Source organism: Stenotrophomonas sp. YJH_SMC_4 (assembly GCF_059371575.1).
The window spans coordinates 12,790-32,491 of record NZ_JCAFUR010000008.1 but is presented as its reverse complement, the minus strand read 5'-3'; the positions used below and the strand labels follow the sequence as shown (position 1 = coordinate 32,491).

Here is a 19,702-nt window from a genome sequence, read left to right as displayed (position 1 = left end):
ACCACAGAGCCCGCCATGAGCCGCAAGCACGCCTTCCAGTTCCTCGACCTGCCCCGCACCATGCCGCAGCGCATTCCGGTGGAACTGCGCACGTCCGGCGACTGGGGTGAGTTGTACGGCAAGTTCGGTAAGGAAGATGCCCAGTACCAAGCCGGTCGCTGCCTGGACTGCGGCAACCCCTACTGCAGCTGGAAGTGCCCGGTGCACAACGCCATTCCACAGTGGCTGCAGCTGGTGCAGGAAAACCGCATCCACGAAGCGGCCACGCTGTGCCACAGCACCAACCCGCTGCCGGAAGTGTGCGGCCGGGTCTGCCCGCAGGACCGGCTGTGCGAGGGCAGCTGCACGCTGGAAGAGTTCGGTGCGGTCACCATCGGCGCGGTCGAGAAGTACATCGTTGATACCGCGCTGGCCACGGGCTGGCGCCCGGACCTGGGCGCGGTGCAGCCGACCGGCCGCAGCGTGGCTGTGATCGGCGCCGGCCCGGCCGGGCTGGCCTGTGCCGACCGTCTGGCGCGCGCCGGCATTGCCGCCGTGGTCTACGACCGCTATGAGCAGATCGGCGGCCTGCTGCAGTTCGGCATTCCCAGCTTCAAGCTGGACAAGGATGTGATCCACCGCCGCCGCGAAGTGCTCGAGGGCATGGGCGTGCAGTTCCGCCTCGGTGTGGAGATCGGCCGTGACCTCAGCGTGCAGCAGCTGCTGGACAGCCACGATGCGGTGTTCGTCGGTACCGGCGCCTACCGCTATACCGACGGTGGCCTCGACGGCCAGGACCTGAAGGGCGTGCTGCCGGCACTGCCGTTCCTGGTGCAGAACAGCCGCATCGTCGGCGGCGATGATCCGAAGGGCCGGCCGATTGCCGGCTGGGAAGACAGCATCGCCCTGCCCGACCTCAACGGCAAGCGCGTGGTGGTGCTGGGCGGCGGTGATACCGGCATGGACTGCGTGCGCAGCGCGGTGCGGCTGGGCGCGGCCAAGGTCACCTGTGCCTACCGCCGCGACGAAGCCAACATGCCCGGCAGCGCGCGCGAAGTGGCCAATGCGCGCGAGGAAGGCGTGCGCTTCCTGTTCAACCGCCAGCCGCTGTCGATCGAAGCCGGCGCCGACGATGAGGTGATCGGCGTGACCGTGGTCGAAACCCGGCTGGGTGAGCCCGATGCCAATGGCCGCCAGAATGCGGTGCCGATCGAAGGCAGCGAATCGCTGCTGGAGGCCGACGTGGTGATCATCGCCTTCGGCTTCTCGCCAACCGTGCCGGCGTGGCTGGCCGAGCACGGCGTGGAAGGCCGGTCCAACGGCCGCATCGTGGCTGGCGGCAAGGACCGCCTGCCATTCCAGACCGCGCACCCGCGCCTGTTCGCCGGCGGTGACGCAGTGCGTGGCGCCGACCTGGTGGTGACCGCCGTGGCCGAAGGCCGCGACGCCGCCGCCAGCATCATCCGCCTACTGGCGCATTGATTCCGGCGCCAGCAGCACGGCCAGCAAGCCCCGCAGTTCCTGCGCCGCCACCGGCTTGGCCAGGAAATGATCGATGCCCGCTTCGCGGCAGGCCTCGCGGGTGCGACCCAGCGCGCTGGCCGTGAGCGCGATGATCGGGACCTGCGCGCGAACCGCGCAGGCGTCGGCGCGGATGGCCCGTGCCAAGGCAAAGCCATCCATGTGCGGCATGTGGCAGTCGGTGATGACCAGGTCGAACGCCCGCGCCTGCCAGGCCTCGAAGGCCTGGCGACCATCGGTGCAGGCGTGCACCTGCAGACCCAGATCATGCAGGCGCTGCTCCAGCAGGTGCAGGTTGGTGGGGTGATCTTCAGCTACCAGCACCCGGGCCGACGACAGTGGCCGCGCCGCCTCTGCCGGAAGCGGCAATGCCTCGGCAGGCAACTCACAGGCGTCCAGATCCAGTTCCAGCCACACGGTGGTGCCCTTGCCTGGCGCGCTGCGCAGGCACAGTTCTGCTTCCATCGATGCAGCCAGTTCACGGCAGATCGCCAGGCCCAGGCCGCTGCCGCCGAAACGGCGCGTTGTCGATGCCTCGGCCTGGGTGTAGGCAGCGAACACCGCCTGTTGCCGTTCCGGGCTGATGCCCACCCCGCTGTCACTGACCTGCAGGCGAAGACGTTGGCCGCGATCGTGCTGCTGCAGCACCTGCACCTGCAGATCCACGCCGCCATGCTCGGTGAACTTGAGCGCGTTGCCGGCAAGGTTGAACAGGATCTGGCGCAGGCGCAGGCCGTCGGCCAGCGATCCGGCCTGCAATTCCGGATCAAGTTGGATACGCAGATGCAGGCCCCGGCTGGCCGCCACCGGCATCAGCAACTGCTGCACCGCGCGCACCAGTGCCGCCACGCTCGTGGGTCGCAGCTGCGGCGGCAGTGCCTGCAGCCGTTGGCTGTGCAGCACGTCGTCCAGGATCTGCCGCAGCATCTGGGCAGCATCACCCACGGTCACCAGCACCTGTTGCTGGCGATGATCCAGATCGCTGCCCTCCAACCGCTCGAGCATGCCCAGCAGGGTGCTCATCGGCGTGCGGATCTCGTGGCTCATGGTCGCTAGGAAGTGGGCCTTGGCCAGCGCTGCCTGCTCGGCCGCACGGCGCGCCTCGGCCAGCGCATGGGTGCGCGCCTGCACTCCGCTTACGTCGATCCAGTAGCCACTCCACTCGACGTCGCCGCTGTCCAGGGACAGCGGCCGTCCATGCGAGTGGACCCAGCGCCAGCCTTGTGGCGAGCGCGTGCGGAAGGTGACATCGATCGGGCCCCGCGCCAGGGCAGCGGCGTCGACGGTGTCCATCAGCCGCGAGCGATCGTCGGGATGAACCGCTGCCAGCAGGCGCTGATGATCGATCAGGGCGGTTTCCACGCTGATTCCGAACAACGCCTGCACGTCGCCTGCGATCTGGGGAAAGCTGTAGTGGCCGGTGGCAGAGCGACGCACCTGATAGACCACCGCTGGCAGGTTCGAGGTCACCTCCTGCAGGCGTTGCGCAGCCACGCGGCGACGCTCGCTCTCGCGATGCACGCGCCAGTAGCCGAAGGCGTACACCAGCATGAGCGCCAGCAGGGTCAGCGAGGCCGGCACCAGCCAGCGCATGGGGGACGCAGAGGGCGGGTGTCGCGGCTGGTTCGGCAGCCAGGCCGTGCGGATCGCCTCGCGTTCGTTCGCGGTCAGCTGCGACACGGCCCGCTCGAACACCGGGATGACGTCGGCGCAGGCGGGCACGGTGGCCAGCACCGGCGCGTCGTCGATTCCGGCGGGCGCAGCGATTACCAGCGGCTCGCCCTGATAGTGGCGCAACGCGGCCTCGACCTCTCCAAGATTGGCGACCACGGCATCGACCAGGCCCGTGCCCAGCAGTGACAGGGCGTCGTCGATGGGGGCGGGGGGCAACAGCTGCACGCCAGACGCCTGTTCCGTCAGCGCCCCGACCAGCGACAGCGGGTCGGGACTGGCCACGGTGCCTCCGCGCAACGCCTCCAGGCCCAGCACCGGCGATGCATCCCGGCGCCGCACAATGACCTGTGGCAGCTGCACGTAGGGCGCACTGGCCACCCACCCCGTCGGCAACTGCGAGCGCGACCAGCCCAGCAGCGCCTGGACGTCGGGCGGCACCGTTCCCTCGGCGATGGCGGCGGTTGGCAATGGCTGCATCTGCAGTGGTCGCTGCGCGCCCAGCAGCTTCAGGTACTGCGCGCTGAGCCCGCGCGGCTGGCCCTGCTCGCTGGAGGACAACGGCGCGCGGTCGGCGGGCCAGGCAATGCGCAGCGGCGTCCTGCAATCCGCAGCGGCGGCCAGGGCAGGCAACAGCAGGCCGGCCACGACCGCGGTGGCGGCACGCAGGCCAGCGGCGTTCACGATGGGCATCCTCTTCTGGCGGGCGGAATGAACGGCCGCGCAGCGGTACCGCTGCCTCTTACGCTAGCGGCGCGTGGACGAAGCGCAATGAAGAAAGTTGTAAAAACACCAAGATAGGTGAATGGCGACATACACTGCCGCTTTCACCCGTATCTGCGGAGCATTCGATGCGCATCGGCCTGGCTGCCAACCGTCTCCATCACCACGACGCGCGCGCCGCCCTGTTCCGCTGGCTGCGCGTCAGCGAACCCGGCCTGCGCGAGCTGGGCGTGTCGCTGCACGCAGTCGGCCGCACCCATGACGCGATACAGCGTCAGGGCTTCCTGACCGGATACGCGGGCCTGCATCGCTACCCCTATGGTCGCGAGGGTGGCTTGATGAAGCTGGTGGCCGAGGTGGTTGGCATGGGGCCGGATCGGACACTGGATGGCGCGGTCTACCTGATCGATCCGGTCGATCCATCCTCGGTGTTTCCGGAAGCCACGGCGCTGAAGCGGCAGTGCGTGATCCACGGCAAGCCTTTCATTTCCACCGTGGCCACCGCGCGCGACTGGATCGAGGTGGAACGCATCCATGCCGGACTGGCTGCCGATGCTGGCGCCGACGACCTGCATGCGTTCGAAGGACAGACGCTGGCGCTGATCGCGCACGACGCGATGAAGCCGGCGATGCTGGCCTTCGCCGATGAGCACTTCGATGTGCTGGCGCGGTTCGGTGAGCGGGTGGCAACCGGAACCACCGGCCAGCGCTTGAACGAGCTGGCGTGGAGCCGTGGCTGGCCCAGCGATACGCCCTGGGTGACGCGCTACCAGAGCGGCCCGATGGGCGGCGATGCGCAGATTGCCGACCGGGTACTGGAAGGGCGCTGCCAGCGCGCGATCTTCTTCGAGGATCCGCACGTGGCGCGCCAGCATGAGGCGGATATCCAGCTGCTGGAGCGCGCGGTGACGACGGTGACCGACCAGGCGGTGTGCATTACGGCGCCGCGGGTGGCGGCGCGCTGGGCGGCGGCGGCGGCGTTGCGGGCGAGGTGAGGATTTCGGCCAACGGCTGAGCCCCTCGTGGTGGGTGGTATCCGAGGGCAAAGCCGTGCTTGGCCGGGCGGGGTGGATTGCGCAGGGGTCGCTGCAAGTACGTCCTTGTAAGCTCGGTCGCCGCATCCATGCGGCTCACGCCCCTGCGCAACCCACCCCGCCCGGCCACGGACAGATTCCGGTGTGCCCACCACGGAAGAAAGAAAGAAGAGCAGGCGCGGGTCGCGCGCTGCGCGCGCTCATGGCGCGTTGCCAGGGCGGGGAATGCTCATCCTCTGCGCAGACCCTGTGCAGCGTCGAGCCTGCCCGACTGACCGGCCCACTCTCTGGAGGAAAGCCCCTTCTGTTGAAGGGGCGCGCCGAAGGCGGGGGTAGAGGAAGAATACGTGGGCAACTGCTGTAGCGCTGGCGCTACAGCAGTTGCCGCAGCATCGCCTTCAGTCGGCGGCCTTCCAGCTGGAAGTAGTCGCGCTGTTCGCGCCAGGCGGGGAAGCGTTGTTCCACTTCGTGCCAGAACGCGGGCGAGTGGTTGGGCTGAATCAGGTGGCAGAGCTCGTGCACCAGCACGTACTCGAACGCTTCCGAACGACCGAGCACGAGGGCCAGGTCCAGTGCCATGCTGCCATCGGGGGCGAGCGAGCCCCATTGCGAGGACATCACCTTCAATCGCAGGCGGCTGGGTGCGCGCGGCAGTGTGGGCAGGTACTTCGGCAGCCAGCGGCCGACGTCGGCGCGGGTCTGTGCTTCGTAGAACTCGCGCAGCAGGCGACGCAGGGTGGCGTCACCACCACGTGTCGGCCACTGCACGCAGGCACCATGCGCGTCGATCTCCAGGCGCGCGTAGCGGCCTTCCTGCCAGCGCAGCGGCAACAGTTCGCCGCGCAGGGGCAGCACGCCGTCTTCGCCCGGCTGCAGCGGTGCCGGCAGGCGCTGGCCCTGGTACTGGCGCAGCTGCAGTGCCAGCCAGTCGCGGTGCTGTTCCAGGAAGCGTTCGCCCATCACCAGGCTTGCGCGCGGCGGCAGGGTCAGGCGCGCGCCGCGTTCGTCCACGCTCAGCTTGATGCGGCGCGCACGCGGATCGCGCACGCGCAGTACCTCGATCTCGGCATCCTCCAGGCGCAGGCGAACGGTGTCGCGCTGTACGGTGGCGGGCGGGGTCGGGCTGATCAGGCGGCGCAGCAGACGGCTCATGCGCCCAGCATAGCGCCGCTTCGGGCCGCCGGATGACCGGCGGCCGTCGGGCTGCCTGTTCAGTCAGCCTTGCTGAGCTTGAAGGCTTCTTCCAGCAACAGGAACAGACGGCGGATCTCGGCGCTCTGCAGGGCGAAGCGGGCGTCGAACTCGGCGCGGCGGCCGTCTTCGTCGGCATGCTCCAGCTGGTCCAGGGCACCGTCGAGGAACTTCAGCTTGCGCACGATCAGGTCGTCGCCGATGACGAAGGACAGGTTGTCCTCGAAGATCAGCGCCAGCTTGGTCACCTGCTTGCCGGCATCCAGGTGCTTGTCGATCTCATCGCAGCGCAGTTCCTGGTGCTGGCACTTGACCACCGCGCCGCCTTCCACCGGGTCCTTCATCTCGCACTCTTCGCCCAGGCTCAGCCCGGTCGGCAGCGGCTCGCCGGCGATCCAGCCGGTCAGGATCGAACGCGGCGCGACTTCGGCGTTCAGCGGCATCGCCGGGAAGCTGCCGAGCAGGCCGCGGATGTCGGACATGAAGTACTCGCCGGTCTTGCGGCTGGAGGTATCCACCGCGACGTAGCCGTGCTGCAGGTCGATGAAGGCGTCGTTGCGCGAGGACTTCACGAAGGCGCGCGGCAGCAGTTCATGCAGCAGGTCGTCCTTCATCCGCTTGCGTTCGCGGCCACCCGGGCGGCGGCCTTCCTTCTCCTCGATCTCCTCCAGCTTGCGCTCGAGCAGGTCGTTGACCACCGCCGCCGGCAGGATCTTGTCCTCGCCGCCCACGGTCAGCCACAGGTGTTCGGCGATGCGGTGGGAGAGCAGTTCCTTCTCCTCGCGGCCGAACGGCGAGATGAAGCCGCGCGAATTCATTTCCAGTGCGCCGACCGGCTTCAGCAGGGCGTGCGGCAGCAGCGTGTCGACTTCGGAAAAATCGGTGGTGGTCGGGAAACGGAAGAACGTCAGGTTGCGAAAGAACATGGAATTCCGGATGGCAAAGAGGAAGGGCGACCGACCTTAAACGGTGGGCGTCTCGGGATCTGCGTCGGCGTCGGCCGGGGAACCGGCCAGCCAGGCATGGGCGTCGGGCAGCGGCGCGTCGTCGCGACGGCCCAGCGCCATGAAGTCGAACAGGGTGGTGTCGGCCAGCTGCGAGGGCCGGACTTCGCCCATGGCGCGCGCGATCTGCTCGATGCGGCCCGGGTGGTCCTTCTCCCACTGCTTCAGCATCAGGCCGACCTGGCGGCGCTGCAGGTTCTCCTGGCTGCCGCACAGGTTGCAGGGAATGATCGGGAACTGGCGTGCCTGCGCGTAGTCGACGATGTCGCTCTCGCGCACGTAGGCCAGCGGCCGGATCACCACATGCTTGCCGTCATCGCTGCGCAGCTTCGGCGGCATGCCCGACAGCTTGGCGTGGTGGAACAGGTTCATGAAGAACGTGGCCACCATGTCGTCGCGGTGGTGGCCCAGCGCGATCTTGGTGAAGCCGTGGGTCTCGGCGTAGTTGTACAGCGCGCCACGACGCAGGCGCGAGCACAGCGAACACATGGTCTTGCCTTCCGGGATGACCCGGCTGACCACCGAATAGGTGTCCTGCTCGATGATGTGGTACGGCACGCCCAGCCCGGCCAGGTACTCCGGCAGCACGTGCTCGGGGAAGTCCGGCTGCTTCTGGTCCAGGTTCACCGCCACCAGCTCGAACGGCACCGGCGCCTTCTTCTGCAGCTGCAGCAGCACGTCCAGCAGGGTGTAGCTGTCCTTGCCGCCGGACAGGCAGACCATCACCTTGTCGCCGGCCTCGATCATGCCGAAGTCGGCAATCGCCTCGCCGACCTGGCGGCGCAGGCGCTTGGCCAGCTTGTGCTGCTCGCGCTCGGCCACGCGCGGATCGCGGGCGGCGCGCGGCTGGGGATCGGGGAGGGAAATCACGGCACTCATGGGCTCCATTCTAACGGCTCGGAGCGGCCACGGCCGGGGGTCGGGATTCCCCTCTCCCGGCGGTCATCATCGCTGTGTATCCTCGAAGCCGTGGATACCTACGACCCCGCCGAGATTGTCGAACGCCTCGCCGCCCTGCGCGCCGAGCACCGCCTGCTGGATGAACAGATCACCCGCATGGCCGCCAACGGCGAGGACGAGCTGGAATCCAAGCGCCTGAAGCGGCGCAAGCTGCAGTTGAAGGACTGCATTGCCAGGCTGGAAAGCCTGCAGATTCCCGACGAACCGGCCTAAGGACCGTCCTGGTGGGTGCCAACCCTGGTTGGCACGGCTGGGAGGTGTGGACCAAGGTCCACACCCACCGCATGGCCCGGCGCTGCCTTCAATCCTGCGGCGCCGGCTCGTCCGGGCGTGCCGCTTCCGGGCTGACCCGTTCGATGGTGTGGCGCAGTTCGCGGCCAAGGATGAACTTGGCGTCCTTGGCCCAGGCATCCAGGCGCTCGTCGAACAGCAGCTTGCTGTTCTCGTCCGGCCACACCAGGCGCAGTTCGCGCAGCTTCTGGATGAAGCCGCGGAACAGGGTGCGGTCGAAGAACTCCGGCGCGGCCGGTGCATAGAGCAGGCTCAGACGCTGCGCCGCCTGCTGGCACAGGCTTTCCAGCTCGGCCGCGCCCAGCACGCCCGGGCCGTTCTTCACCAGCACCGAAATGGCGATGTAGTAGCGCTCGAAGGCCTGCTGCAGCGAGTGGCCGATCGCACGCAGGCGGAACACCTCGTCGGTCTGCCCGGTGTTGCGCGCCAGGATGCCGCCGTCGTCGTCATTGACGTTCTGCAGCAGGCCCTCACGCACGAACACGTTGATGGTCTGGTCGATGCGCTGTGCGAATTCGTCCTCGCTCCACGGCAGGAACAGCTCGGCCTGCAGGAACGGGTACACCGTGCGGCCCAGCTGGACCAGGCCGGTACGGCTCATGCGGCGGTTGTTCTGGAAGCAGCAGGCCACCCACGACGAGGCGGTGAACAGGTGCAGCACGTTGTTGCGGAAGTAGCTCAGCAGCACGGCGGTATCGCCGCTGACGCTGAGCACGTCGCCCAGCGGGTGCTTGATGCGGGTGAGGACGTTGATTTCCTCGGCGTGGGCGATGATCCGCTCCGGCGAGTGCGGGGTCACCGTCACCCGGTCCGAATACGGCATCTCGACCAGCAGCGTCTTGCACAGCTCGATCTGCGCGATCAGGTCGGCCTCGCCCATCGCGTGCTTCGGCGTGGACAGCAGGGCCAGCGCCAGCAGGTTGATCGGGTTGACGTCGGCAGCGCCGTTGATGCGCACCTGGATGCGTTCGGCCAGCGTGTCCACCGTGGTCGACAGCCACGCCGGTTTTTCGTCCTCGGACACCGCCTCGCCCTTCCACTCCGGCGCCTTCTCGGCCAGTACGTCGTTCAGTGCTATCGGTTCGCCGAAGTTCACCACCACCTGGCCGTAGTTCTGCTTGAGCACCTTGGGGATGCCCCACAGCAGCGACCAGATCGATTCCTTTTCCTTCGGCCGGCCGGACAGTTCGTCCAGGTAGCTGCCGCCCTCCATCAGCTTCTCGTAGCCGATGTAGATGGGCTGGAACAGCACCGGTTTGCGCGGCTGGCGCAGGAACGCACGCAGCGTCATCGAGATCATGCCGCCCTTGGGCTGCAGCAGTCGGCCGGTACGCGAGCGGCCGCCTTCGACGAAGTACTCCAGCGAGTAGCCGCCGGCCACCAGCTGCGCGACGTACTCACTGAGCACCGCCGAGTACAGCGCGTTGCCACGGATCGAGCGGCGGATGAAGAACGCACCGCCCTTGCGCAGCAGGGTACCGACCACCGGCAGGTTCAGGTTGATGCCGGCCACGATGTGCGGCGGCACGATGCCACGGTCGTACAGCAGGTAGGACAGCAGCAGGTAGTCCATGTGGCTGCGGTGGCTGGGCACGTAGACCACTTCGTGGCCCGGCGCGGCGGCCTTGAACTTGTCCAGGTGGTGCACCAGCACGCCCGCATAGATGCGGTTCCACACGTGGCTGAGCATGAAGCTGGCCGAGCGCACCACCGGGCTGGAATAGTCCGCGGCGATTTCCCAGGCGTAGGCGTGTGCCTTCTTCCAGGCATCGGCCGGCTTCGAGTTGTCGCGCTTGGCCTGCGAGGCGATCGCTTCGCGCACCGGTTCGGCGGCCAGCACCTGGTCCACCAGCAGGCGCCGCGTCGACAGGTCAGGGCCGATCACCGATTCACGGATGCGGCGGAAATGCGTACGCAGCACGCGCTGCAGCTTGCGTACCGTGCGCTCCGGCTCCAGGCCTTCGTCCACGGTGCTGCGCAGCGAGATCGGCGGCGCGAAGCGGACGATGGTACTGCGGCCGTTGAGCAGCACCGCCAGCAGGCGGCGGAAGCGGCCGACCAGCGCCCAGTTTTCCGAGAACAGCACCGCGAACCAGCCGCTCTGCTTGTCCGGCGCGCGGCCGACGAAGATCGACACCGGCACCAGGTGCACGTCCAGGTCATCGCGCACACGATGGGCCTGCAGCACCTTGGCCAGCGAATCGGAGTGGGTCTTTGCGCCACGCTGCTCGGGGATCAGCGAGTTGCTGGAGCTGCGCCGCGACAGCGCCAGGTAGGCGCGCTTGCGGCCGGTCGGGTCACCGGCCAGCGGCACCAGCGGCGACGGCAGGCCGGCCTGGCGGCAGGCCTTGTCCAGGATCAGCGCGTTGGACAGGCCGTAGTCTTCCAGCACGTACATGACCGGGCGGCCATCGTTGTACTGGCCCGGGTCTTCCGGCTCGATCTTCAGCGACAGCCACGGCTCGACCAGGCGGCCCAGCAACCGTGCCCACAGTGGGCGTCGGCCGGCCGGACGCGCGTGCGCGGGCGGCGGTACCGGGTTCGGGCCGGTACCGGTCGAGGGGGACGCCGGCACCGTATCGGCGGGCGTCGACTGGGATTCTTCGCCGGGGAACGGCAGCGGGTTCTGTTTCGACATCGGCGCCATTATGGCTTAGGCGGCGGCGTTGCCGCTTCCCCACCCTCGGCGGGGGCTTCAGCCGGTGACGGCGACGCAGCGGCGCGGGCCGCATCGGCCTTGCGCAGCAGGGCGTCGGTATCGGCCAGGGTGCGGGTCAGGTACCAATGGCCTTCGCGGCGGCTCAGCGGCAGCTGCAGGCTCATCTCGCGACCGGCTAGGTCGTAGTGCAGGCGTACCAGGGCGTTGTCACCCTCCACTGACAGCAGTTCGCCGCGCACGCTGCGCAACGCGTCGTCCACGCCCAGCCCGTAGCTGCCCAGCACCGCCTTGAGGGTGTGGATGAACGGCGCCAGCTGCGCCAGGCTGCCTTCCATGCCCGCGGCCTGCAGGCCGGCTTCGTCCTCGAAACCGACCTTGTTGGCGGCGCCGACCAGCGCGGCGATGGTGCTGCGTGCGCGGGCCCGGTCACTGATCGGGGCACCCTGCGCCCAGCTGGCCAGGGTTTCGACCAGGGCGATGTAATGCGCCTGTTGGCCAGGCGTATAGCCCTTCTGGTGGCGCAGGTACTGCACACCGAAGTTGCCCATCGATTGCGCGGCCTGGCGAACCGCGCCGGCCTGTCCGGCCAGCTGGCGATCGAAGCTGCGCTGCAGTTCGGCGCTGGCATTGGGCTTGCGCAGTGCGGCCAGCATCGGCAGCAGCTGGTCACCCAGCGGCAGTTCGGTCAGCGGCCACTGGCTGTGGCCTTCGGTCCAGGCCTGTTGCAGGCGCTGGTACTGGCTGGGCGGTACCGACAGCTTTGCATAGCCGACCAGATCGTCCTCGGCCAGGCGCAGCGCCATGGCCTGCACCGCCGCGACCGGCTCGGCCGCCGGCTTGGCCGGGTCCTGGGCCGATTCACGACACGCCGCCACGGCCAGCAGCAGCATGGCTGCCAGCCCCCATCCACGCGCAGACCTTGCTCGCACTGCCACGCTCATGCACTCGGACTCCCCGGACCGGTCCGCATCTTGCGGCCTGTGACGTGACAGCGGCAAGCCGGGACGTCACGGTTTCCGCTGTTGCTTGTGCAAGTCACTGATGGGAATAAAAAAAGAGCCGGGATCACGGGGATCACAGGCTCTTCAAACCGGCGCAGGGCCGGTGGACAGTGTTGTGGCACATGTCCGGTCCGAGGACCAGATGGCGGCGATCCTACGCTGCCGCTCAAGTTAAGGCAACACTTCACGTAGTTCGGCCTAAACTATTGATTTTATTGATTGTCCTGATGCCTGGCATGGAGGCCATGAAATCTACGGCAGGTTTTGTGGCGATTCGGGCACAACCGCTCGGTGGACGGATGCAGAAACGCCATCCCGCGCGGGCCGGGATGGCGTTCGGGCCTGCAGCCTGCGCAACGGAATCTCAGCGCGCAGCCAGCGCCGACGCGATTTCCTGCTGGATGGCCCGGGCCGCGGCCTGCGGATCGGTGGCCAGGCGGATCGGGCGACCAACCACGATGGCATCGGCGCCATCGGCAAAGGCCTGGGCCACGCCAACGGTGCGCTTCTGGTCATCGCCGACCGGGCCACCGGGGCGGATGCCCGGGCAGACGATCGAGAACCCGGCGCCGGTAGCGGCGCGGATCGGGTCGGCTTCCTGGCCCGAGGCGATCACGCCATCGATACCGGCCGCCTGCGCGGCCAGCGCGCGTTCGACCACTACGTCCACCGGTTCACGGTCGATGCCCATCTGCGCCAGGTCCGGGCGGCCCATCGAGGTCAGCACGGTCACCGCCAGCAGGCGCATGTCGCTGCTGTTGGCGGCGGCGCAGGCTTCCATCATCGCCGGGTGCCAGCCGTGGATGGTGGCGTAGCTGACCGGCCACTGCGACAGGCGCTTGATCACCGCCGCGGCAGTGGCCGGGATATCGAAGAACTTCAGGTCGACGAACACGCGCTTGTCGCGGCGGGCCAGCTCGTCCAGCACCTGGAAGTACTCGCCCGACGCCAGCAGTTCCATGCCGATCTTGTAGAACGCCACGCTGTCGCCGAGGCGGTCGACCCACTCCAACGCCTGCGCGCGATCAGGCACGTCCAGCGCGAAGATCAGGCGCTCGTCATCGCGCAGCGGCAGCGGCGCGCGGCTCACGGCGCGTAGTCCAGGGCAGCGCGCTTGGCGTCGTGGCGGGCCTGGCGCGACTGGCTGTAGTCATTGTTGAACTGCGCCGGCTCGAAACCGCCGTAGGTCGGGTTCGGCAGCATCCACCAGCGCTCGCCGAACCAGTCGTGGTACTGCTGCAGCAGGGCGTCACGGCCTTCGTTGGTGTTGGCGGTCACTTCCACGAAGTCGCCCAGCTGGTCGCCGAACTGCATCAGCACGCGGTACTTCTGCCCGGCCAGGCGGCGGCGGCAGTTCTTCTCGCTGCCGGCCTGCTCGCAGCCTTCGACCACGGTGCCCAGGCCCAGGAACACGCTGTCATCGGCCACCGGCAGGCCCTGCTCGCGCAGGTTGGCCAGGGTCGCGTCCTTCAGGTGCACGGCGCGGTTGGAGATGTACAGCAGGGTTACGCCCTTGGCGTTGGCGGCCTTGGCGAAATCGACCACGCCCGGAATGGCCTTGGCCTTCTTTTCGGCCACCCACTGGTCCCAGCTCAGCTCGTCGTATTCCTTGCCGTCGCGCACCAGGCGCGCCTGGTAGGGCGAGTTGTCCAGCACGGTCTCATCCACGTCCAGCACCACGGCCGGCTTCAGGCCCTTGGCCTCGTTGCCGCGTTCCTCCGGCACCAGCGCATCCCAGTGCGCTTCCTTCAGCGCGGCGTCCAGGTGGTCGGCGGCGGCACGGTAGGTCTGCTCGGTGATTGCCTTGTACTCCTGCGCGCGCTGCATCCACAGCACGGCGTTGAGATTGTCGTTGGCGGTCGCATCAAGCGCGCCATCAGCCTTGGCAGCGGCGGCCGGGGCCTCCGGGGCAGCGGCTTCGGCAGCAGGCGCATCCACGCGCTTGCAGGCGGACAGGCCCAGCGCCGCAGTGGCGAGCAGGGTCAGGGACAGGGAAACGGGACGACGCATGGATTCACCGGCAATCAGATATACCGGCGCATTTTACCGGCAAAGGCGGCCCCGGGACGGCTATGCTTGGCGGTTGACCCGTTGCCCTTCCGGAGGCCGCCATGACCGATTCCGTCCAGACCCCCGACGTCCCCCTGCTCGACGCCGTGCAGGCCCGCCTGCTGGGCTGCCTGGTGGAAAAGGAGGCGACCACGCCGGACACCTATCCACTGACGGTCAATGCCGCCCAGTCGGCTGCCAACCAGAAGACTGCCCGCGAGCCGGTGATGAACATCGATGCCGGCAGCGTGCAGCACGCGCTGCGGCAGCTGGAGGCGTTGGGCCTGGCCCGCCAGCACTTCTCCTCGCGCGCGGACCGCTACGAGCACCGCCTGCAGGCCGCGCTGGACCTGACCCGGCAGCAGACCGTGCTGCTGGCGCTGCTGCTGCTGCGTGGGCCGCAGACGCTGGGCGAACTGATCACGCGCAGCGAGCGCCTGCACCGCTTCGCCGACGCCGATGAAGCCCGCCACGCCATCGAGCGCCTGCAGCAGCGCGCGCTGCTGGTGGTGCTGCCGCGCGCCAGTGGCCAGCGCGAAGACCGCTACATGCACCTGCTGTGCGGTGAAGTGGACGGTGCGGCGCTGGCGGCCAGGTACGCCAGCAGCGGCGGTGGCAGCAGCGATGCAGCCGACCCGGGCCTGGCCGAGCGCGTGGCCCAGCTGGAAGCGGCCGTGGCCGAGCTGCAGGCGCAGCTGGCCGAACTGCGCGGCTGAGGGGGTGGGTGCCGACCGTTGGTCGGCACCTACCAACATCAGGGGTCAGACCTGCGCCGCACCCGGCGTGGCAAACAACCGGCTCGGGCTGTCCACGCCCGGCAGCTGGATCACCCCCCGCTCCTGCATGCCCAACCCCAGCAGGATCTTCCCGGACACCACGTTGTCCAGATCGGTGATGCCATACAGATCGTGCAGGCCCAGCCCAGCGCGCGCATGCGCGAACACTGCCCGCGCCGCCTCACCGGCATAGCCCTGCCCGGCGAATTCCGACAGCACCGCATAGCCGATGTCCGGACCCGGCAGCCCATCGCGCCGTACCAGTCCGGCATTGCCCAGCCAGGCACCATCGGACAACCGCTCGATGGCATACATGCCAAAGCCATTCAACGCATAGCTGTGCAGCACACGCAGCGCGATGTAGTCCCGCGCCTGCTCCTCACTGCGCACATTGCGGTCGCCAATGAAGCGCACGAAGCCCGGATCATTCAACAGCGCCAGCATCGGCGCCGCATCGCGGTCAGGTTCAATCGCACGCAGGCGCAGGCGTTCACTCTCGATCGGTTGCACAGGTGGACCTCCAGCCGAAACCCCGATTCTGCCTCAACCCCGGCTGCTGCTTTTGATTTTCTTTGCATTGCCGTGGAAGGAAGCGCCCGGCATCTGTCAGAGGCCGATCGGGGTGGGTTCGCGGGAGTATCCGCGCCATGGATGGCGCGGCTAAGCCCCCAGGGACGGGTTCACGGCGTCCCCCGCGAACCCACCCCGATCGGCCACACTGCGGAACCAACGCGTGCTCCACCACGGAGGGGCGGCGCCGTTGGAGCGCCCTAGTCGAACAACGCCTCGATCGCCGCCAACCCCGCACTCGCCCGTTCCTTCTTGCGCGCCGCATCGGCCACCGGATCAGCGCCATCACGCTGGATCTCCTCGGCCGGGATCTCATCGAAGAACCGGCTCGGCTTCAGCCGCACATGCTCACCGAACTTGCGCGTCAGCTTGCTGTAACTCATCCACAGCTGGATCTTGGCGCGGGTGATGCCCACGTACAGCAGCCGCCGCTCTTCCTGCAGGTTGCCCTCGTCCAGGCTGACCTGGTGGGGCAGCACGCCATCCTCGCAGCCCACGATGAACACGTACGGGAATTCCAGGCCCTTGGAGGCGTGCATGGTCATCATGCGCACCTGGTTGCCACCCTCGTCCTTGTCGCTGCGTGACAGCAGCGCCAGCTGGCCGGCCAGGTCAGCGGCAGTGGCGCCGCGCGGGCCGCCCTCGAACCACTGCGCCAGCTCCTCGATGTTGTTGGCGCGGCGCTGGTAGCTGGCCTCTTCCTTGGCCTGCTGGCGCAGTTCGCTGAGCAGGCCCGATTCCTTGGCGACCTTGCGGATCATGTCGCCCGAGGTGACCTGACGCATCTGCGCGCGCAGGTCGCGCAGGATGTCGGTGAAGCGCGCCAGGCTGTTGGCTGCGCGCGGCGGCAGTTGCTGCAGGGCACCGATCGCCTCGGCAGCCTGTGCCATCGGCATGTCCTTTTCCTGCGCCAGCTCGGCCAGCCTGGCCAGCGTGCCGGCACCGACGTCGCGCTTGGGCGACTGCACCGCCCGCATGAACGCGGTGTCGTCGTCCGGATTCACCAGCAGCCGCAGCCAGGCCAGCGTGTCCTTCACTTCCTGACGCTCCAGGAACATGGTGCCGCCGGTCAGGTGGTAAGGGATGCGCAGCAGCTGCATCGCCTTTTCCAGCGGGCGCGACTGGAAGTTGCCGCGGAACAGGATGCAGAAATCACTCCATGGCACGTTGCGCGACTGCGCCACGAAGGCGATCTCGGCCGCGACCTTTTCCGCCTCGTGCTCGCTGTTGCGGCACTCCCACACGCGGATGCGTTCGCCGTCGGCCTGGTCGCTCCACAGCTTCTTCAGGTGCTCATGCGGGTTGTTGGCGATCAGCGCGTTGGCCGCGCGCAGCACGCGGTTGGAGCAGCGGTAGTTCTGCTCCAGCTTGATGATTTCCAGCGCAGGGTAGTCGCGCCCCATCTGCTGCAGGTTTTCCGGGTTGGCACCGCGCCAGGCGTAGATCGACTGGTCATCGTCACCCACGCAGGTGAAGTTGCCCTTGTCACCGGCCAGCTGCTTGAGCAGGCGGTACTGCGCGTCGTTGGTATCCTGGCATTCGTCCACCAGCAGGTAGCCGATGCGCTCGCGCCAGGCCAGCGCGATCTCCGGATTTTCCTCCAGGATCTGCACCGGCAAACGGATCAGGTCATCGAAGTCCACCGCGTTGAACGCCGTCAGGCGCAACTGGTAGCGCTCATAGACGCTGGCCGCTTCCTTCTCGCGGTTGCTGCGCGCGGCGGCCATCGCCTGCTCGGGCGACAGGCCGGCGTTCTTGGCGCGCGACACCAGGTTCTTCATGTCCTCGATGTCGTCGGGCTTGGCCCCGTACATCAGGTCCTTGATCTGCGCAGCGGCATCATCGGCATCGAAGATCGAGAAGCCACGCTTCAGGCCCACGGCCGCGTGTTCGATCTGCAGGAACTTCAGGCCCAGCGCATGGAAGGTGCAGATGGTCACCTCGTCGGCGTCCTGCTCGCGCAGGCGCTTGGCCACACGCTCGCGCATTTCCTTGGCCGACTTGTTGGTGAAGGTAATCGCTGCGATGCGGCGTGCCGGATAGCGGCCGCTGCCGATCAGGTGGGCGATCTTTTCCACGATCACGCGCGTCTTGCCGCTGCCCGCGCCGGCGAGCACCAGCAACGGACCTTCGATATGCAGGACGGCGGCGGCTTGAGGGGGATTGAGACCGTGCATGGGAATGGGATTGTAGCGGGGCCGCAGCGGGCGGACCTGACTTGCATGCACGCCGTTCCTAAGCTATTGATTCGCCACCGGAGCACTGGAGCCAGGTGCATGCGCCCGACCGCCTTTGCCGCCCTGCTGGGCACCCTGCTGTTGCTGCTGGCGCCGTTGGCTGCCCGCAGTGCGGACTGCGCGCCCGATGCTGGCGCATCGTTGCGGTCGGCGCTGATGACCCCGGGCTTCCTGCAGGCTCATCCTGACCTGCACTGGCGCGAGCTGGGCCTGCAGTCGTGGCGCCAGGGCCGGCCCGATCATGCGCTGGTGCGTTTCAAGCGGGCGGCCGCGCACGCCGACAAGCTGTCGCAGTCGCTGGTCGCGCGCATGTACCAGGAAGGCACGGGTACCGCCCCTGATCCGGTGCTGGCCTACATCTGGATGGACCTGGCCGCCGAACGCGGCTACCGCGACCTGCTGCTGGAGCGCGAGCGCTACTGGAACCGCCTGGATGCCGCGCAGCGGCAACGGGTGCTCGCCGAAGGAACGGCGCTGTATGCGGCCTACGGCGATGCCACGGCCAAGCCGCGCATGGAGGCTGCCATGCGCGTGGACCGCAGCCGCATGACCGGCAGCCGTACCGGCTGGGTCAGCTCGATGCTGCAGGTGGAGCTGTCCGACGGCCCCGAAGCCGGCTGGCCGACCCGCGGCGATGACTATTATCGGGATGCGTACTGGGACCCTGCAGCGTACTGGTGCATGCAGGACCGCATCTGGGAACAGGAGTTCCGCGGCCGCAGCGTCGAGGTCGGCCCACTCAGCCCCGTGGGAGGCGCGGGGCGCTGACGTTTCCCGCCAACCGTCCTGACCGGAGGCTTCTTCGATGCCCATCCGGACCTGTTCTGGCGCAGCATGGCCCAGCGGGCCGAACGGGACAGACAGCCCGCCAGGGCGCTGGACTACTACAAGCGTTCGGCGCGCTACGCCGACAAGTTCTCCCAGGCCATGGTGGCGCGGCTGTACCAGGAGGGCGTCGGTACCCGGGCCGATCCGGTGATGGCCTACATCTGGATGGACCTGGCCGCCGAGCGCATGTATCACGACTTCCTGGTGCTGCGGGAGCACTACTGGGCACGCCTGGACGCACTGCAGCAGGCACAGGCGATCGAGCGCGGCCAGCAGGTCTATGCCGACTATGGCGACCGCGTGGCCAAGCCTCGCATGGAGCGCGCCCTCAGGGACGGTCGCCAGCAGATCACCGGCAGCCGCCTCGGGTACGTGAGCTCCGGCCTGATCGTCGTCCAGCGCCGCGGCAACGAGCAGGGCATCGTGACGCCGGGCAGCATCGTCTACGACAACGACTACTGGCGCGCCGCCGACTACTGGTGCCTGCAGGACAACTACTGGCGCCCCGCGCTGACCCCCAGCGTCGAGATAGGACGGCCGGACGCGGTCCGCGACGACAAGGCGGTGGACGACTAGAATTGGCCGATGGCCAAGCTCTATTTCTACTATTCGGCGATGAACGCCGGCAAGACCACGACCCTGCTGCAGAGCGCGCACAACTACCGCGAACGCGGCATGCGGGTGGCGATCCTGACCCCGCGCCTGGATGATCGTGCCGGCGCCGGCGTGGTGGCCTCGCGTATCGGCCTGCGTGCGGACGGCATGGCCTTCGACCGTGACACCGACCTGCAGCACTGGGTCGAACAGGACCTGGCCGCCAACGGCCCGATGGGCTGCGTGCTGGTGGATGAAGCGCAGTTCCTCACGCGCGCCCAGGTCTGGCAGCTCAGCGAGGTGGTCGACCAGCTGCGCATTCCGGTGCTGTGCTACGGCCTGCGCACCGATTTCCGCGGCGAGCTGTTCGAGGGCAGCCAGTACCTGCTGGCCTGGGCCGACGAGATGCAGGAAATCAAGACCATCTGCCACAGCGGCAAGAAGGCGACGATGACCGTGCGCGTGGACGAGCATGGGCACGCGGTGCAGGACGGCCCGCAGGTGGAGATCGGTGGCAACGACCGCTACGTGTCGGTCAGCCGTGCCGAGTTCAAGAAGATCACCCGCGGTGAGGGGCGGATCGATCCGGCGCAGGCGCCCCTGCCGCTGTAGAG

At 68.0% G+C, this 19,702-nt stretch carries 17 protein-coding genes; 7 read left to right on the top strand and 10 right to left on the bottom strand.

Annotation, left to right across the window (positions count from 1 at the left end; genetic code table 11):
- Positions 1-15: 15 nt before the first annotated feature.
- The gene (locus AC5P9F_RS13300) at positions 16-1,461 is read left to right on the top strand and encodes an FAD-dependent oxidoreductase (protein WP_012478696.1); all 1,446 of its coding nucleotides are present in this window, start codon (positions 16-18) and stop codon (positions 1,459-1,461) included.
- Here the strand turns inward: AC5P9F_RS13300 and AC5P9F_RS13295 are convergent.
- Positions 1,447-3,855, bottom strand: a complete 2,409-nt coding sequence (locus tag AC5P9F_RS13295; protein ID WP_495231981.1) for an ATP-binding protein — start codon at positions 3,853-3,855, stop codon at positions 1,447-1,449. The two genes, AC5P9F_RS13300 and AC5P9F_RS13295, sit on opposite strands and share 15 nt — an antisense overlap.
- A gap of 167 nt (positions 3,856-4,022) precedes the next feature.
- Here AC5P9F_RS13295 and AC5P9F_RS13290 point away from each other — a divergent pair, with 167 nt between their 5' ends.
- The gene (locus AC5P9F_RS13290; protein WP_049449746.1) at positions 4,023-4,889 is read left to right on the top strand and encodes a methylglyoxal synthase; all 867 of its coding nucleotides are present in this window, start codon (positions 4,023-4,025) and stop codon (positions 4,887-4,889) included.
- A 411-nt stretch (positions 4,890-5,300) separates the two neighbouring features.
- On the opposite strand, the gene AC5P9F_RS13285 is transcribed toward AC5P9F_RS13290, so the two are convergent.
- From AC5P9F_RS13285 to ttcA, 3 genes are read right to left on the bottom strand one after another with little or no spacing between them, the layout of a single operon-like run.
- Positions 5,301-6,080: a M48 family metallopeptidase gene (locus AC5P9F_RS13285; RefSeq protein WP_111174130.1), complete on the bottom strand. Its 780-nt coding sequence runs from the start codon at positions 6,078-6,080 to the stop codon at positions 5,301-5,303.
- Positions 6,081-6,139: 59 nt separating this feature from the next.
- Positions 6,140-7,045, bottom strand: a complete 906-nt coding sequence (locus AC5P9F_RS13280) for a recombination-associated protein RdgC (protein ID WP_005411825.1) — start codon at positions 7,043-7,045, stop codon at positions 6,140-6,142.
- A gap of 36 nt (positions 7,046-7,081) precedes the next feature.
- On the bottom strand, positions 7,082-8,002 hold the full coding sequence (gene ttcA, locus AC5P9F_RS13275; RefSeq protein WP_171956739.1) for a tRNA 2-thiocytidine(32) synthetase TtcA: 921 nt from the start codon (positions 8,000-8,002) through the stop codon (positions 7,082-7,084).
- Between the two features lie 90 nt (positions 8,003-8,092).
- On the opposite strand from ttcA, the gene AC5P9F_RS13270 reads away from it, so the two are divergent.
- Positions 8,093-8,296 (top strand): YdcH family protein, encoded by a 204-nt coding sequence (locus tag AC5P9F_RS13270; RefSeq protein ID WP_005411823.1) that lies wholly within the window; start codon positions 8,093-8,095, stop codon positions 8,294-8,296.
- An 88-nt stretch (positions 8,297-8,384) separates the two neighbouring features.
- Here AC5P9F_RS13270 and plsB read toward each other — a convergent pair whose 3' ends face one another.
- The 4 genes from plsB to AC5P9F_RS13250 form a co-directional block, all read right to left on the bottom strand.
- Complete coding sequence (gene plsB / locus AC5P9F_RS13265) at positions 8,385-11,021, bottom strand: glycerol-3-phosphate 1-O-acyltransferase PlsB (protein WP_099485045.1); 2,637 nt, start codon at positions 11,019-11,021, stop codon at positions 8,385-8,387.
- A complete protein-coding gene (locus tag AC5P9F_RS13260) occupies positions 11,021-11,974 on the bottom strand; it encodes a hypothetical protein (RefSeq protein WP_100438154.1) in 954 nt (317 codons plus the stop codon). Before AC5P9F_RS13260 ends, plsB begins: the two co-directional genes overlap by 1 nt.
- A 424-nt stretch (positions 11,975-12,398) precedes the next feature.
- A complete protein-coding gene (gene pyrF / locus AC5P9F_RS13255; RefSeq protein ID WP_100438155.1) occupies positions 12,399-13,124 on the bottom strand; it encodes an orotidine-5'-phosphate decarboxylase in 726 nt (241 codons plus the stop codon).
- Positions 13,121-14,044, bottom strand: a complete 924-nt coding sequence (locus tag AC5P9F_RS13250) for a 5'-nucleotidase, lipoprotein e(P4) family (RefSeq protein ID WP_021202272.1) — start codon at positions 14,042-14,044, stop codon at positions 13,121-13,123. Before AC5P9F_RS13250 ends, pyrF begins: the two co-directional genes overlap by 4 nt.
- Positions 14,045-14,145: 101 nt before the next feature.
- Here AC5P9F_RS13250 and AC5P9F_RS13245 point away from each other — a divergent pair, with 101 nt between their 5' ends.
- Entirely contained in the window at positions 14,146-14,799 is a 654-nt protein-coding gene (locus tag AC5P9F_RS13245) for a YceH family protein (protein ID WP_005411818.1), read from the top strand.
- 45 nt (positions 14,800-14,844) lie between these two features.
- On the opposite strand, the gene AC5P9F_RS13240 is transcribed toward AC5P9F_RS13245, so the two are convergent.
- Together AC5P9F_RS13240 and AC5P9F_RS13235 are read right to left on the bottom strand one after the other, a co-directional pair.
- Entirely contained in the window at positions 14,845-15,369 is a 525-nt protein-coding gene (locus tag AC5P9F_RS13240; RefSeq protein ID WP_164225522.1) for a GNAT family N-acetyltransferase, read from the bottom strand.
- Positions 15,370-15,629: 260 nt separating this feature from the next.
- Entirely contained in the window at positions 15,630-17,606 is a 1,977-nt protein-coding gene (locus AC5P9F_RS13235; RefSeq protein ID WP_012478687.1) for a UvrD-helicase domain-containing protein, read from the bottom strand.
- A 99-nt stretch (positions 17,607-17,705) separates the two neighbouring features.
- Between AC5P9F_RS13235 and AC5P9F_RS13230 the strand changes: the two genes are divergently transcribed.
- From AC5P9F_RS13230 to AC5P9F_RS13220, 3 genes are all read left to right on the top strand, one after another.
- Positions 17,706-18,434 carry an SEL1-like repeat protein gene (locus tag AC5P9F_RS13230; RefSeq protein ID WP_111193565.1) on the top strand — a complete coding sequence of 243 codons (729 nt, stop codon included), beginning with the start codon at positions 17,706-17,708 and terminating at the stop codon, positions 18,432-18,434.
- Between the two features lie 66 nt (positions 18,435-18,500).
- Positions 18,501-19,070 (top strand): SEL1-like repeat protein, encoded by a 570-nt coding sequence (locus AC5P9F_RS13225; protein WP_111193564.1) that lies wholly within the window; start codon positions 18,501-18,503, stop codon positions 19,068-19,070.
- Positions 19,071-19,079: 9 nt separating this feature from the next.
- Positions 19,080-19,700 carry a thymidine kinase gene (locus tag AC5P9F_RS13220; protein ID WP_033833540.1) on the top strand — a complete coding sequence of 207 codons (621 nt, stop codon included), beginning with the start codon at positions 19,080-19,082 and terminating at the stop codon, positions 19,698-19,700.
- Positions 19,701-19,702 lie beyond the last annotated feature (2 nt).